Annotated in this window: 11 protein-coding genes; 5 read left to right on the top strand and 6 right to left on the bottom strand. The window is 66.3% G+C overall.

Translation table 11 applies throughout. From position 1 onward, the window contains the following. Positions 1-57 precede the first annotated feature (57 nt). Genes AB4850_RS29130 through purN form a run of 3 tightly spaced genes read right to left on the bottom strand, consistent with a single transcriptional unit; the run spans position 58 to position 3,478 of the window. Positions 58-1,365 (bottom strand): mechanosensitive ion channel family protein, encoded by a 1,308-nt coding sequence (locus AB4850_RS29130; protein ID WP_414442877.1) that lies wholly within the window; start codon positions 1,363-1,365, stop codon positions 58-60. A 14-nt stretch (positions 1,366-1,379) separates the two neighbouring features. Continuing rightward, positions 1,380-2,810, bottom strand: coding sequence for an RsmB/NOP family class I SAM-dependent RNA methyltransferase (locus tag AB4850_RS29135; protein ID WP_414442878.1), 1,431 nt, complete (start codon positions 2,808-2,810; stop codon positions 1,380-1,382). Beyond that, complete coding sequence (purN, locus tag AB4850_RS29140) at positions 2,807-3,478, bottom strand: phosphoribosylglycinamide formyltransferase (RefSeq protein WP_414442879.1); 672 nt, start codon at positions 3,476-3,478, stop codon at positions 2,807-2,809. Before purN ends, AB4850_RS29135 begins: the two co-directional genes overlap by 4 nt. Positions 3,479-3,603: 125 nt before the next feature. On the opposite strand from purN, the gene AB4850_RS29145 reads away from it, so the two are divergent. The 5 genes from AB4850_RS29145 (at position 3,604) to dut (ending at position 9,861) form a co-directional block, all read left to right on the top strand. Beyond that, positions 3,604-4,596, top strand: a complete 993-nt coding sequence (locus AB4850_RS29145; RefSeq protein WP_414442880.1) for a bifunctional riboflavin kinase/FAD synthetase — start codon at positions 3,604-3,606, stop codon at positions 4,594-4,596. 100 nt (positions 4,597-4,696) lie between these two features. Then, the gene (gene ileS / locus AB4850_RS29150) at positions 4,697-7,534 is read left to right on the top strand and encodes an isoleucine--tRNA ligase (RefSeq protein ID WP_414442881.1); all 2,838 of its coding nucleotides are present in this window, start codon (positions 4,697-4,699) and stop codon (positions 7,532-7,534) included. A gap of 2 nt (positions 7,535-7,536) precedes the next feature. Beyond that, positions 7,537-8,040: a signal peptidase II gene (gene lspA, locus AB4850_RS29155; protein WP_414442882.1), complete on the top strand. Its 504-nt coding sequence runs from the start codon at positions 7,537-7,539 to the stop codon at positions 8,038-8,040. An 85-nt stretch (positions 8,041-8,125) separates the two neighbouring features. Then, positions 8,126-9,337, top strand: coding sequence for a bifunctional phosphopantothenoylcysteine decarboxylase/phosphopantothenate--cysteine ligase CoaBC (gene coaBC / locus AB4850_RS29160; protein ID WP_414442883.1), 1,212 nt, complete (start codon positions 8,126-8,128; stop codon positions 9,335-9,337). 77 nt (positions 9,338-9,414) lie between these two features. Beyond that, entirely contained in the window at positions 9,415-9,861 is a 447-nt protein-coding gene (gene dut / locus AB4850_RS29165) for a dUTP diphosphatase (RefSeq protein WP_414442884.1), read from the top strand. 15 nt (positions 9,862-9,876) lie between these two features. Here dut and AB4850_RS29170 read toward each other — a convergent pair whose 3' ends face one another. The 3 genes from AB4850_RS29170 to clpS form a co-directional block, all read right to left on the bottom strand. Continuing rightward, positions 9,877-10,314 carry a hypothetical protein gene (locus AB4850_RS29170; RefSeq protein WP_414442885.1) on the bottom strand — a complete coding sequence of 146 codons (438 nt, stop codon included), beginning with the start codon at positions 10,312-10,314 and terminating at the stop codon, positions 9,877-9,879. A gap of 192 nt (positions 10,315-10,506) precedes the next feature. After that, entirely contained in the window at positions 10,507-12,807 is a 2,301-nt protein-coding gene (gene clpA, locus AB4850_RS29175; protein WP_414442886.1) for an ATP-dependent Clp protease ATP-binding subunit ClpA, read from the bottom strand. Beyond that, entirely contained in the window at positions 12,804-13,118 is a 315-nt protein-coding gene (gene clpS / locus AB4850_RS29180) for an ATP-dependent Clp protease adapter ClpS (protein ID WP_414442887.1), read from the bottom strand. The genes clpA and clpS overlap by 4 nt, the downstream gene beginning before the upstream one ends. Positions 13,119-13,495: the final 377 nt, after the last annotated feature.

A 13,495-nucleotide genomic window follows, 5' to 3' on the forward strand; every position in this document is an offset into this window, starting at 1 on the left:
GACCATCAATCCAAAATGGTCCAATAGCACGCCCGAAAACCTTGAAAAGGGTCGAATTCATTCTTCGACGTGCAACGAACGCCCGTCGATCACCCGCACTTCGCGCTGCGGCAACGGCACGGCAACCCCATGCTCCGCGAACAACCGCCACAGCCTGCGATTGACGGCCGAGCGCACCCCCGACGTGCCGCGCGCGGCATCGGCAATCCAGAAGCCCAGTTCGAGTTCGATGCCGTCCACGCCGAAGCCCACCAGATAAGGTGCCGGCGCCGGCTCGTCGAGCACGCGCTCGACGCCGTTCGCGGCCTCGGCCAGCAAGGCCAGCGCCGCTTCGACGTCGCTCGTGTAGGCGATGCGGATCGCCACCTTGGCATAGCCGCGGGTCTGGAACGACGACTGGTTCTGCACCACGTCGGTAATCAGCTTCTCGTTCGGAATCAGCTTTTCGTAGCCGTCGAGGCCGCGCACCACCGTGTATCGGGTGCGGATCTGCGTGACGATGCCCTGCAGGCCGCCCACGTCGATCGCGTCGCCCAGCCGCAGCGAGCGGTCGAGCAGGATGATGAAGCCCGACACGTAGTTGCTGGCGATCTTCTGCAGGCCGAAGCCGAGCCCCACGCCGAGCGCGCCGCCGAACACGCCGAGCACGGTCACGTCGATGCCGACCAGCGACAGGCCGATCAGCACGGCCGCCACCACCAGCAGCGCGCGGCCGACCCGCGACAGCACCACCTTGAGGTTCGCATCGAGCGTGACGGCCCGCGCCAGGCGGTCCTCCAGCAGCGAACCGAGCCACATCGCCACCACCAGCGTCACGCAGATCCACAGGCAACCGGACAACAGCGAGAGCAGGCTCAGGTGCGCACTGCCGACATGGAAGGTCAGGCTGTCGAGCCAGTCGACCACGTCGCGCTGGATGCCGAGCACGGTCAGCCCCATCGCGACCCAGACCACCGCCGACACCAGCTTCTCGACGATCGACAGCCATGCGTGGGTATCGCCGTCGCGCGCAAACGCGCGGCGCGCGATCGAGAACAGCAGATAGAGCAGCGCGATGCCGAACAACGGCACCAGCGCGAGTTGCAGAATGGGCGTGGCGAAGAAGCGGTCGCCAACCGCCTGCGCCACCGTCAGCAGCGTGCCGCCGGCGAGCGGGAACAGCGCGCGGTTCAGGCTTTCCGAACCGGTGCCTGGCGCGCGGCCGGCGGCGCGCCGCCGTGCGTCGATCCGCGCGCGCAGCCAGCGCGCGACGAACCAGGCCAGCGCCAGCGTGCCGGCCAGCACCGCGAGCTGCCAGATCATGACCGGCTGCCCGAAATCGCGGATCACGCTGGCCAGCCGCTTCGACAGCAACGGGTCCTGCACGGCCTGCCCCGCGGTCAGTCCTGACCGGCGGCCGGCTCGGCAGCCGGTGCAGCCGGATCAGCCGACACAGCGGCTTCTGCCGCGTTGGCAACTTCGATCGACCCGGTTGTCGATTCAGCCACCGGTTCAGCCGCCGGTTCGTCCGCCTTCGCTTCGGCTTGCTTGTCGGCCTTCTTCACGGCCGGCTTCGCACGGCGCTCCATCACGGCGGCGAAGAAGCCGTCGGTGGCATGACGATGCGGCCACAACGACAGGTAATCGCCGGTATCGAGCTCGATGCGCTGCTCGGCCAGCACCTTGTTGGCGGGCACCAGCACGAAATCGGGGTGTGCGGCCAGGAACTGCTCGACGATCGCTTCGTTTTCGGCTTCCAGCACGCTGCAGGTCGCGTAGACGAGCCGGCCGCCCGGCTTCACGAGCCGCGCGGCGCTGGCCAGAATCGAGCCCTGCTTGGGCGTCAGTTCGGCGATCGAGTCGCGCGTCTGGCGCCACTTCAGGTCCGGATTGCGGCGCAGCGTGCCGAGCCCGCTGCACGGCGCATCGACCAGCACGCGGTCGATCTTGCCCGCCAGACGCTTGATCTTCGCGTCGTGCTCGCTGTCGATCAGCACCGGGTTCACGTTCGACAGCCCGCTGCGCGCGAGGCGCGGCTTGAGCTTGGCCAGACGCTTTTCGGAGACATCGAACGCATACAGGCGGCCGGTCGAACGCATGGCCGCACCGATCGCCAGCGTCTTGCCGCCCGCGCCCGCGCAGAAGTCGACGATCATCTCGCCACGGCGCGGCGCCATCAGCGAACACAGCAACTGGCTGCCCTCGTCCTGCACCTCGATCATGCCTTCCTGGAACAGCGCGAGCTTGGTCAGCGCCGGCTTGCCGTTCACGCGCACGCCGTACGGGGCGAACGGCGTCTCGCCGGCCTCGATGCCGTTGGCCTTGAGCGCGGCCACCACCTGCTCGCGCGTGGCCTTCTGCGCGTTGGCGCGCAGGTCGAGCGGGGCCGGATAGTTCACGGCGGCGGCGAACTTCGCCAGCGTGTCGGCATCGAAACGCTGCGCGAGAGCCTGGTAGATCCAGTCGGGCAGGTTGGTGCGCACGCGCAGCGGCAGGCTGGCCGGATCGATCTTCGCGACGTGATCGAGCCACGCCCATTCGGATTCCGAGACGTGCGCGCGCAGCGCCGAGCGGCCCGCCGTCTGCATCAGGCCGAGCAGCGTCAGGCGCCGCGTCGGGTTGCCCGTGCCGCTTTCGGCCAGATGCGAATATTCCATCTTCCGGCGCAGCACCGCGAACACCGCTTCGGCGATCACCCCGCGCTCGGCGTGGCCGAGCTTCGGATGCGCGCGGAAAAAGCGGCTCGTGGCGGCATCGGCCGGGCCGGTGAACTTCAGTACGTCGCCGAGCAGCAGCTCGGTCTGGCCAATCAGGAATCCATGCAGCTTCATACACCCTCACCCAAATCGTTGTAGTCGTTGACGTCGCCGTCGGCCAGCAGCCAGCGGCAAGCGCCCGGCGCCAGCACCGCGCGGCCCGCTTCGAGCCGCAGCCGGCCCTCGACGAACCAGCGCACGGCGCGCGGATAAAGCTGGTGCTCGGCGGCCAGCACGCGCTGCGCCAGCGCGTCGGGCGTATCGCCGTCGCGCACCGGCACCGCCGCCTGCGCGACGATCGCGCCGCTGTCCAGCTCGGGAATCACGAAATGCACCGTCGCGCCATGCAGGGCCACGCCGGCGGCCAGAGCGGCCTCATGTGTGCGGATGCCCTTGAAGCTGGGCAACAGCGACGGATGAACGTTCAGCATCCGGCCCTCGAAACGGGCGACGAAGGCCGGCGTCAGGATCCGCATGAACCCGGCCAGCACCACGAGATCGGGCGCGAAACGGTCGATCTCGGCCGCCAACGCGGCGTCGAAGGCCTCGCGGCCGTCGTGGCCGCGATGATCGACCACCGCGGTCGGGACCCCGCGCGCAGCCGCAAATGACAAACCGGCCGCATCGGGCCGGTTTGCGATCACGGCGGCAATCTGGGCCGGCCAGCCGTCGCGCCTGCACGCTTCGACGATGGCCTCCATGTTGCTGCCGCGACCTGAAATCAGGATGACTATTTTCTTCATGCGCGGATTTTACCATTCGGGATCGCCGTTTCCGGCCCGACGGGCCGCCCATTGCCGCGAAGCGTTTATAATCTTGTGCTTTGCGGCATCCGCCCGCCCATTTCGTCCGCTGCCAACCCGCTATCGTGAAAGTGTTTCGCGGCCTGCCCAACGCCGAAAGTCGCGCCCCGTGCGCGCTGACGATCGGCAATTTCGACGGTGTCCATCGCGGCCATCAGGCCTTGCTCGCGCGCGTGCGCGCGGCGGCGGACGCACGCGGGCTGCCCGTGTGCGTGATGACGTTCGAACCGCACCCCCGCGAATTCTTCAACCCGGCCGGCGCGCCGCCGCGCATCGCGATGCTGCGCGACAAGCTCGAGGCGCTGCGCGAGAACGGCGTCGATCGCGTGGTGGTCGAGCACTTCAACCAGACGTTCGCGAACCAGTCGCCCGAGGCGTTCGTCGAGGACACCCTGGTGGGCGGCCTGCACACGCGCTGGATGATCGTCGGCGACGATTTCCGCTACGGCGCCAAGCGCGCCGGCAATTTCGCCTCGCTGAAGGAAGCCGGCACGCGCTACGGGTTCGACGTCGAGCAGATGGCCACGCTGGCCGCGCCGAACGGCGCGCGCATTTCCAGCTCGGGCGTGCGCGCCTCGCTGGCGGCCGGCGATCTCGATGCGGCCAAGAACGCGCTCGGCCACGGCTACGCGATCAGCGGCCATGTCACGCACGGCCTGAAGCTCGGCCGCGATCTCGGCTTCCCGACCCTGAACCTGTCCATCGCGCACAAGCGCCCGGCGCTGTCGGGCATCTTCGTGGTGACGGTGCACGGCCTCGCCGATCACCCGCTGCCCGCCGTGGCCAGCCTCGGCGTGCGCCCCACGGTGGTCGATGCGGGCCGCGTGCTGCTCGAAGTCCATATTCTCGACTGGCACGGCGACGCCTACGGCAAGCTCGTGCGCGTCGAATTCCTGAAGAAGCTGCGTGACGAGGCGAAATTCATCGACCTGGAAACGCTGACCCGCGCGATCGCGCAGGACGTCGTCGACACGCGCGCCTACTTCGCCGCGCATGGCGTCCCGCCCGGCGGCCGCGCAACCGGCTTCGCGATTTCGGCCACCGACCGAATTAGCTGATCCGGTTCGGGCGCCACCCGCGCCCGCCCCGCCGCCCCCGGTGCCCGTCCCCCGATTCACGACGCGCGAGCGTCCCCGAATAGAGATAGCGATTCCCGACATGAGCAACAAGAAAGCCGATTCGAAACCGCAGGCCAAATATCCGGTCAACCTGCTAGACACGCCGTTCCCGATGCGCGGCGACCTGCCCAAGCGCGAACCCCAATGGGTTCAGGACTGGGAAGACCGCAATGTCTACGAAACGATCCGCGCCGCCAGCGCCGGCCGGCCGAAGTTCATCATGCACGACGGCCCGCCCTATGCGAACGGCGACATCCACCTCGGCCACGCCGTCAACAAGATCCTGAAGGACATCGTCGTCAAGTCGCGCAACATGGCCGGCTTCGACGCGCCCTACGTGCCGGGCTGGGATTGCCACGGCATGCCGATCGAAATCCAGATCGAAAAGCAGTTCGGCAAATCGCTGCCGGCCGCCGAGGTGCAGAAGAAGGCGCGCGCCTACGCCACCGAGCAGATCGAGAAGCAGAAGCCCGGCTTCAAGCGGCTCGGCGTGCTCGGCGACTGGAAGAACCCGTACAAGACGATGAACTTCGCCAACGAAGCGGGCGAACTGCGCGCGCTCGGCAAGATCATGGAGAAGGGCTTCGTGTATCGCGGCCTGAAGCCGGTCAACTGGTGCTTCGATTGCGGCTCGGCGCTGGCCGAGGCGGAAGTCGAATACAAGGACCGCACCGATCCGACCATCGACGTGCTGTTCCCGTTCGCGGAGCCCGAGCTGACCGCGCAGGCGTTCGGCCTGGCCGCGCTGCCGCGCGCCGAAGGCGGCATCGTGATCTGGACCACCACGCCGTGGACCATGCCGGCCAACCAGGCGCTCAACGCGCACCCGGAAATCGTCTACGCGCTGGTCGACACGCCGCGCGGCCTGCTGATCCTGGCCGAAGAGCGCGTCGCGGCCTGCCTCGAAGCGTTCAAGCTGAGCGGCACGACGATCGCCACCGCGCCGGGCGCCAAGCTCGCCGGCCTGCGCTTCCATCACCCGCTGGCCGGCGCGCATCCGGGCTATCAGCGCACGGCGCCGATCTACCTCGGCGACTACGTCACGACCGACACCGGCACCGGCATCGTCCATTCGTCGCCCGCCTACGGCGTGGAAGATTTCATCTCGTGCAAGGCCCACGGCCTGACCGACGCCGACATCATCAACCCGGTGATGGGCGACGGCCGCTATATCGAATCGCTGCCGCTGTTCGGCGGCCTGGCGATCTGGGACGCGAACCCGAAGGTGGTCGAGGCGCTCGAGGCCGCGGGCACGCTGCTGCGCATCGAGAAGTACACGCACAGCTACATGCACTGCTGGCGCCACAAGACGCCGATCATCTACCGCGCCACCTCGCAATGGTTCGCCGGCATGGATACGCCCCCGAACGACGGCGGCCGCACGCTGCGCGAAGTCGCGCTGCAAGGCGTGGAAGACACCGCGTTCTACCCGTCGTGGGGCAAGCAGCGCCTCTACAGCATGATCGCGAACCGCCCGGACTGGACGCTGTCGCGTCAGCGCCAGTGGGGCGTGCCGATGGCGTTCTTCGTCCACAAGGAAACCGGCGACCTGCATCCGCGCACGCTGGAGCTGCTGGAAGAAGTGGCCAAGCGCGTGGAAGTGGGCGGCATCGAGGCCTGGCAGGCGCTCGACGCACGCGAACTGATCGGCGACGAAGCCAACCTCTATGAAAAGAACCGCGACACGCTCGACGTCTGGTTCGATTCGGGCACGACGCACTGGCACGTGCTGCGCGGCTCGCACAAGGATTCGCTGCAATTCCCGGCCGACCTCTACCTCGAAGGCTCGGATCAGCACCGCGGCTGGTTCCATTCGTCGCTGCTGACGGCCTCGATGATCGACGGCCGCGCGCCGTACAAGGGCCTGCTCACGCACGGCTTCACGGTCGACGGCGAAGGCCGCAAGATGAGCAAGTCGCTCGGCAACGGCATCGATCCGCATGAAGTGTCGAACCGCCTCGGCGCGGAAATCGTGCGCCTGTGGATCGCCTCGACCGATTACTCGGGCGAACTGGCGATCTCGGAAGAAATCCTCAAGCGCGTGACGGAAGGCTATCGCCGCATCCGCAACACGCTGCGCTTCCTGCTCGCGAACCTGTCCGATTTCGACTACGCGAAGGATGCGGTGCCGGCCGCCGAGTGGCTCGAAATCGACCGCTACGCGATCGCCTTCTCGGCGCAGTTGCAAACCGAACTGCTCGGCTACTACGAGAGGTACGAGTTCCACCCGATCGTCGCCAAGCTGCAAACCTACTGCTCGGAAGACCTCGGCGGCTTCTACCTCGACGTGCTGAAGGACCGCCTCTACACCAGCGCGCCGGCGTCGCACGCCCGCCGCTCGGCGCAAACGGCGCTGTACCACATCACGCAGGGCCTGCTGCGCGTGCTCGCGCCGTTCCTCTCGTTCACGGCCGAGGAAGCCTGGAAGGTGTTCCAGCCGGCCAGCCAGACGATTTTCACGGAAACCTACTACGCTTACCCGGACATCGACGGCGCGGCGGCGCTGGTCGACAAGTGGACGCTGCTGCGCGCGGTGCGCGCGGACGTGACGAAGGCGCTCGAAGAAGCCCGCACGGCGAACCGGATCGGCTCGTCGCTGCAGGCCGAGGTGGAAATCCGCGCGAGCGGCGCACGTTACGACGCGCTCGCGAGCCTCGGCGACGACCTGAAGTTCGTGCTGATCACGTCGGCGGCCACGGTCGCGAAGGTCGAGGCGGAAGGCGACGAAGCCGTGAACGTGTCGGCCTCGTCGTACCAGAAGTGCGAGCGCTGCTGGCACTACCGCGAGGATGTCGGCGCGCATGCCGAGCACCCGACGCTGTGCGGCCGCTGCTTCTCCAACCTCTTTGAAAACGGCGAAACCCGGAGCGCTGCGTAATCATGGCAACGAAATCCTTGTCGAAATCCACCGGCGGCGCGCTCGCGCCCTGGCTCGGCATTTCGCTGATCGTCATCCTGTTCGATCAGCTCAGCAAGATCGCGGTGCTGAAGACCTTCAGCTATGGCTCGTTCCATACGCTGACGAGCTTCTTCGACCTGACGCTGATCTACAACCGCGGCGCCGCGTTCGGCTTCCTGTCGGCCGCGAGCGGCTGGCAGCGCTGGGCCTTCACGGCGCTCGGCATCGCCGCCACGCTGGTGATCTGCTACCTGCTGAAGCGCCATGGCCACCAGCGCCTGTTCAGCCTGTCGCTGGCGCTGATCCTCGGCGGCGCGCTCGGCAACGTGATCGACCGCCTGATGTACGGCCATGTGATCGACTTCCTCGATTTCCACGTCGGCCGCTGGCACTTTCCGGCGTTCAACCTGGCCGATTCGGCCATCACGATCGGCGCGATCCTGCTGATCTACGACGAACTGCGCCGTGTGCGCGGCACGCGTTGAGCGCCTGACGCAATGGCCGCGACAACGCGGTAAATTACGGGGCCGGGCCTTCGGGCGCCGGCCCGTTTCATTAGCGGAGGTCCCGTTGGAACATCAGGAACTCGCAGGAAAACATCTCGTTCTCGGCCTGACGGGCGGCATCGCCTGCTACAAGATCGCCGAGCTCACGCGCCTGCTGACCAAGGCCGGCGCGACCGTGCAGGTGGTAATGACCGAGGCCGCCGCCCAGTTCATCACGCCCGTCACGATGCAGGCGCTGTCGGGGCGGCCCGTCTACACGAGCCAGTGGGACGCGCGCGTCGACAACAACATGGCGCACATCGATCTGTCGCGCGAAGCCGACGCCATCGTGATCGCGCCCGCGTCCACCGATTTCCTCGCCAAGCTCGCGCACGGCTTCGCCGACGATCTGCTGTCGACGCTCTGCGTCGCGCGCGATTGCCCGCTGCTGGTGGTGCCGGCCATGAACCGCCAGATGTGGCAGAACCCGGCCACCCAGCGCAACGCGGCGCAACTGCGCGCCGACGGCGTATCGGTGCTCGGCCCCGATTCGGGCGCGCAGGCCTGCGGCGAAATCGGCGACGGCCGCATGCTCGAGCCGGAAGCGATCTACGAGGCGATCGTGTCGCACTTCCGGCCCAAGAAGCTCGCGCACAAGCGCGTGCTGATCACGGCCGGCCCGACGTTCGAGCCGCTCGATCCGGTGCGCGGGCTGACCAACCTGTCGAGCGGCAAGATGGGCTTCGCGCTCGCCCGCGCGGCCCAGCAGGCCGGCGCCGACGTGCACCTGATCGCCGGCCCCGTTCATCTGGCGACGCCGTGGGGTGTCTATCGCGAGGATGTGCAAACCGCGCAGCAGATGCACGATGCGGTCATGCATGCCGCCGCCGACGCCGACCTGTTCATCGCGGTGGCCGCCGTGGCCGACTGGCGCGTGGCGCAACCGGCCGAGCACAAGATCAAGAAGACCGCCGATCGCAAGATGCCGGTGCTCGAATTCGTCGAGAACCCCGATATCCTCGCCACCGTGGCGGCCCGGCCCGATGCGCCGTTCTGCGTCGGCTTCGCGGCCGAGAGCGGCGACCTCAACGTGCACGGCGAGGAAAAGCGCCGCCGCAAGCAGGTGCCGCTCCTGATCGGCAATCTCGGCCCGCTGACGTTCGGCCGCGACGACAACGAAGTGGTGCTGTTCGAAGCGAGCGGCGCCACGCCTTTGCCGCGCGAGGCGAAAGCCACGCTGGCGCATACGCTGATCGACGAAATTGCCAGGCGCCTGCCCGATACCCGTCTGATTTGACGCTTCAGCGCCGGGCCGCCGCGCTTGCCGTGGCGGGCCGGCATTTCCTTTCTCGACTCCTGCCTGCCATTCGCCGCATGAATCTCGACCTCAAAATCCTCGACGCGCGCATGCGCGAATATCTGCCGAACTACGCCACGCCGGGCAGCGCGGGCCTCGACCTGCGCGCCTGCCTCGATGCGCCCGTCGTGCTGAAGCCGGGCGACACCGTTCTGGTGCCTACCGGTCTCGCGATCCACGTGGCGGACCCGGGCTACGCGGCGCTGATCCTGCCGCGCTCGGGCCTCGGCCACAAGCACGGCATCGTGCTCGGCAACCTGGTTGGCCTGATCGATTCGGATTACCAGGGGCAGTTGATGGTGTCGACCTGGAACCGCGGTCAGACCGAATTCACACTGAACCCGTTCGAGCGTCTTGCGCAGCTCGTGATCGTGCCGGTGGTGCAGGCTCGCTTCAACATCGTCGATGATTTCGCGCAGAGCGAGCGCGGCGAAGGCGGCTTCGGCAGCACCGGCCGGCAATAAGGCCGGCCAACCCGGTCAGCGCACCCGGCGCAGCACGGCGTCCGGGTTCGCGTCGGCGACCTGACAGCCGCTGCGCGCCGCGATCACGAGGTATTGGCCAAGTTGACGCGCATCGAGCTCACACGGGCTGCCGGACCGATCGGCGCGCGAAAGCCGAGCCAGGTTCGGCTCGACTTCCTTGAGCCGCAGCAGCAAGCCGGCACGCCCACTTGGCGCGCGTGCGCTGTGATACGAATAGCTGACGCTGCCTTGCGAGATCGTCAGATCGCGCCCGCCGGCGCTGCTGCGCCAGTGGCCATCCCAAGCGTGAGCGCCATGGCGTATCGGCGCACCGGCATGCGCCACGCTCCAGGCCGGGCAGGCCAACAGCAACACGCCGAATGCAGCCGCCTCGAGGCGCCGCCACGCGGCACGGCGTACTGCGGATTGCGCCGCCCCGGTTTGATTGGTCATTGCGTGCGGACGGAATCCGCGCCCCATTTCTCTCGACTGCCGCGCCTCGCCGTCAGCGAGCACGATCTGTTGTTGTGTGTGCGCCAAAACTGCCAGCCTCCCCTGCCATCATCCGCACGCACGCACCGGCGCCGGACAAAATAAAACGGCGCGGGAAACTCCCGCGCCGTTTGCTTCACGCGTTGCCGCGTGTCATTCCACTTCGACCGTTTCCTCGCTCGGCTTCGGCGGCTCCGCCGAATTGTCGAACGACAGTTGCACGACTTCCTTCTCGTCGACGTCGACCGTCACTCGGCCGCCGCTCACGAGCTTGCCGAACAGCAGTTCGTCGGCCAGCGCACGACGGATCGTGTCCTGGATCAGACGCTGCATCGGCCGCGCACCCATCAGCGGATCGAAACCGTTCTTCGCGAGATACTTGCGAAGCGCGTCGGTGAACAACGCATCGACCTTCTTCTCGTGCAGTTGATCTTCCAACTGGATCAGGAACTTGTCGACCACGCGCATGATGATTTCCTCATCGAGCGAGCGGAAGCTGATCGTCGAGTCGAGACGGTTGCGGAATTCCGGCGTGAACAGACGCTTGATCTCGCCCATTTCGTCGCCGACTTCGCGCCGCGTCGTGAAGCCGATCGTGCCCTTCTGCATCGACTCGGCGCCCGCGTTGGTCGTCATGATGATGATGACATTGCGGAAATCCGCCTTGCGACCGTTGTTGTCGGTCAGCGTGCCGTGGTCCATCACCTGCAGCAGCACGTTGAAGATGTCCGGATGCGCCTTCTCGATTTCGTCGAGCAGCAGCACGCAATGCGGCTTCTTCGTGACGGCTTCGGTCAGCAAACCACCCTGGTCGAACCCGACATAGCCCGGCGGCGCGCCGATCAGCCGGCTGACCGCATGGCGCTCCATGTATTCCGACATGTCGAAACGGATCAGCTCGATGCCGAGCGTGAACGCGAGCTGCCGCGCCACTTCGGTCTTGCCGACGCCGGTCGGGCCGGAGAACAGGAACGAGCCGATCGGCTTGTCGAGCTTGCCGAGGCCGGCCCGTGCCATCTTGATCGCGGCGGCGAGCGCGTCGATCGCCGGATCCTGGCCGAACACGACGCTCTTCAGGTCACGATCGAGCGTTTGCAGCTTGCTGCGATCGTCCTGCGACACGCTTTGCGGCGGAACGCGGGCGATCTTCGAGATGATTTCCTCGATTTCCGACTTGCCGATCGTCTTCTTCTGCTTCGACTTCGGCAAGATGCGCTGCGCTGCGCCGGCTTCGTCGATCACGTCGATCGCCTTGTCGGGCAGATGGCGATCGGTAATGAAGCGTGCCGACAGTTCAGCAGCGGCCGACAGCGCGCTCGACGAATACTTGACGCCGTGGTGCTCCTCGAAGCGCGACTTGAGCCCGCGAAGGATCGCGACGGTCTGCTCGACCGACGGCTCGTTGACGTCGACTTTCTGGAAGCGCCGCGACAGCGCCGCATCCTTTTCGAAGATGCCGCGGTATTCCGTGAAGGTGGTCGCGCCCATGCACTTCAGGTTGCCCGACGACAACGCCGGCTTCAGCAGATTCGACGCATCGAGCGTGCCGCCCGACGCGGCGCCCGCGCCGATCAGCGTGTGGATCTCGTCGATGAACAGGATCGCGTGCGGACGCTCCTTGAGCTCCTTGAGCACCGTCTTCAGACGCTGCTCGAAGTCGCCACGATATTTCGTGCCTGCCAGCAACGCGCCCATGTCGAGCGAGAACACCTGCGCGTTCGCGAGGATGTCCGGTACTTCGCCTCGCGTGATGCGCCAGGCCAGGCCCTCGGCGATCGCGGTCTTGCCGACGCCGGCCTCGCCGACCAGCAGCGGGTTGTTCTTGCGGCGACGGCACAGCACTTGCACCACGCGCTCGACCTCGGTCTCGCGACCGATGAGCGGATCGATGCGGCCGTCCTTCGCCAATTGGTTGAGGTTCTGCGTGAACTGCGCGAGCGGGGTTTCCTTCTGCGCGTTCGGATCTTCCGACTCGGGCGTGCCTTCGCCGGCCTTCGCCGCATCGCCGGCGTTGCCGGTTTTCGCGATACCGTGCGAAATGAAATTCACGACGTCGAGTCGCGTCACGCCCTGCTGTTGCAGGTAGTAGACCGCGTGCGAATCCTTCTCGCCGAAGATCGCCACCAGCACGTTCGCGCCGGTCACTTCCTTCTTGCCGTTCGAGGTGGATTGCACATGCATGATCGCGCGCTGGATCACGCGCTGGAAACCGAGCGTCGGCTGGGTGTCGACGTCTTCGGTGCCCGGCACGGTAGGCGTGTTGTCATGGATGAAGTTGCGCAGGTTCTGGCGCAGGTCTTCGATGTTCGCCGCGCACGCTCGCAACACCTCGGCTGCGGTCGGGTTGTCGAGCAACGCGAGCAACAGGTGTTCGACCGTAATGAATTCATGCCGCGCCTGACGCGCTTCCATGAACGCCATGTGCAGGCTGACTTCCAATTCCTGGGCAATCATGCTTCCTCCATCACGCACTGCAGCGGATGCCCTGCCTGCCGCGCATGGGTAACGACTTGCTCAACTTTGGTCGACGCGATATCTCGCGTATAGACCCCACATACCCCCCGCCCCTCGCGATGAACCTTGAGCATGATCTGCATCGCGGTCTCGCGATCCCTCTTGAAGTACTCCTGAACCACCATCACGACGAATTCCATCGGGGTGAAATCGTCGTTCAGCAGCACCACCTTGTACATCGAAGGCGGCTTCAGTTTCTGCTCATTGCGTTCCAGGACGGTGTTGTCCTGCTTGTCCGGGATAATCGCCATACACCCATTCTAAACAACTCGGACAGGCCCGCAATCCTGTCATAAACCAGCCTTGCGGCCGGCGCCGTTCTGCATGCATGCTCATCAGCTCGAACGCTGCGCACGCTACGAAAACCGGCTCGCGGCGCCGGCCTCCGATCGTGGCCGCGACACCGGAAATGCTCCGTGCCGCAACGCGTGGATCGAGTATCCCATATTCCCGGAAAGCTCGACGGGCTGTCGTCCGGTTCTGGTATATGGGCCGATTATGGGGCTTTTCAAGCACCTTCGCTTGGCACCCGTATGACACTGCAAAGCGGGATAAACCCTGAAGATGGGTTCTTTACAACGACCCCCAAACCGCCGACAAATTCCCCTTGACACTCAAATAAAGAGCG

The sequence above is a fragment of the Burkholderia sp. 22PA0106 genome, from assembly GCF_047497155.1.
Classification (GTDB): Bacteria; Pseudomonadota; Gammaproteobacteria; order Burkholderiales; family Burkholderiaceae; genus Burkholderia.

Excerpts from the sequence above, each read along its gene's own strand:
- AB4850_RS29135 (WP_414442878.1), bottom strand. The coding sequence starts at position 2,810 with ATGAAGCTGCATGGATTCCTGATTGGCCAGACCGAGCTGCTGCTCGGC.
- purN (WP_414442879.1), bottom strand. The coding sequence starts at position 3,478 with ATGAAGAAAATAGTCATCCTGATTTCAGGTCGCGGCAGCAACATGGAG.
- ileS (WP_414442881.1), top strand. The coding sequence starts at position 4,697 with ATGAGCAACAAGAAAGCCGATTCGAAACCGCAGGCCAAATATCCGGTC.
- lspA (WP_414442882.1), top strand. The coding sequence starts at position 7,537 with ATGGCAACGAAATCCTTGTCGAAATCCACCGGCGGCGCGCTCGCGCCC.
- dut (WP_414442884.1), top strand. The coding sequence starts at position 9,415 with ATGAATCTCGACCTCAAAATCCTCGACGCGCGCATGCGCGAATATCTG.
- AB4850_RS29170 (WP_414442885.1), bottom strand. The coding sequence starts at position 10,314 with ATGACCAATCAAACCGGGGCGGCGCAATCCGCAGTACGCCGTGCCGCG.
- clpA (WP_414442886.1), bottom strand. The coding sequence starts at position 12,807 with ATGATTGCCCAGGAATTGGAAGTCAGCCTGCACATGGCGTTCATGGAA.
- clpS (WP_414442887.1), bottom strand. The coding sequence starts at position 13,118 with ATGGCGATTATCCCGGACAAGCAGGACAACACCGTCCTGGAACGCAAT.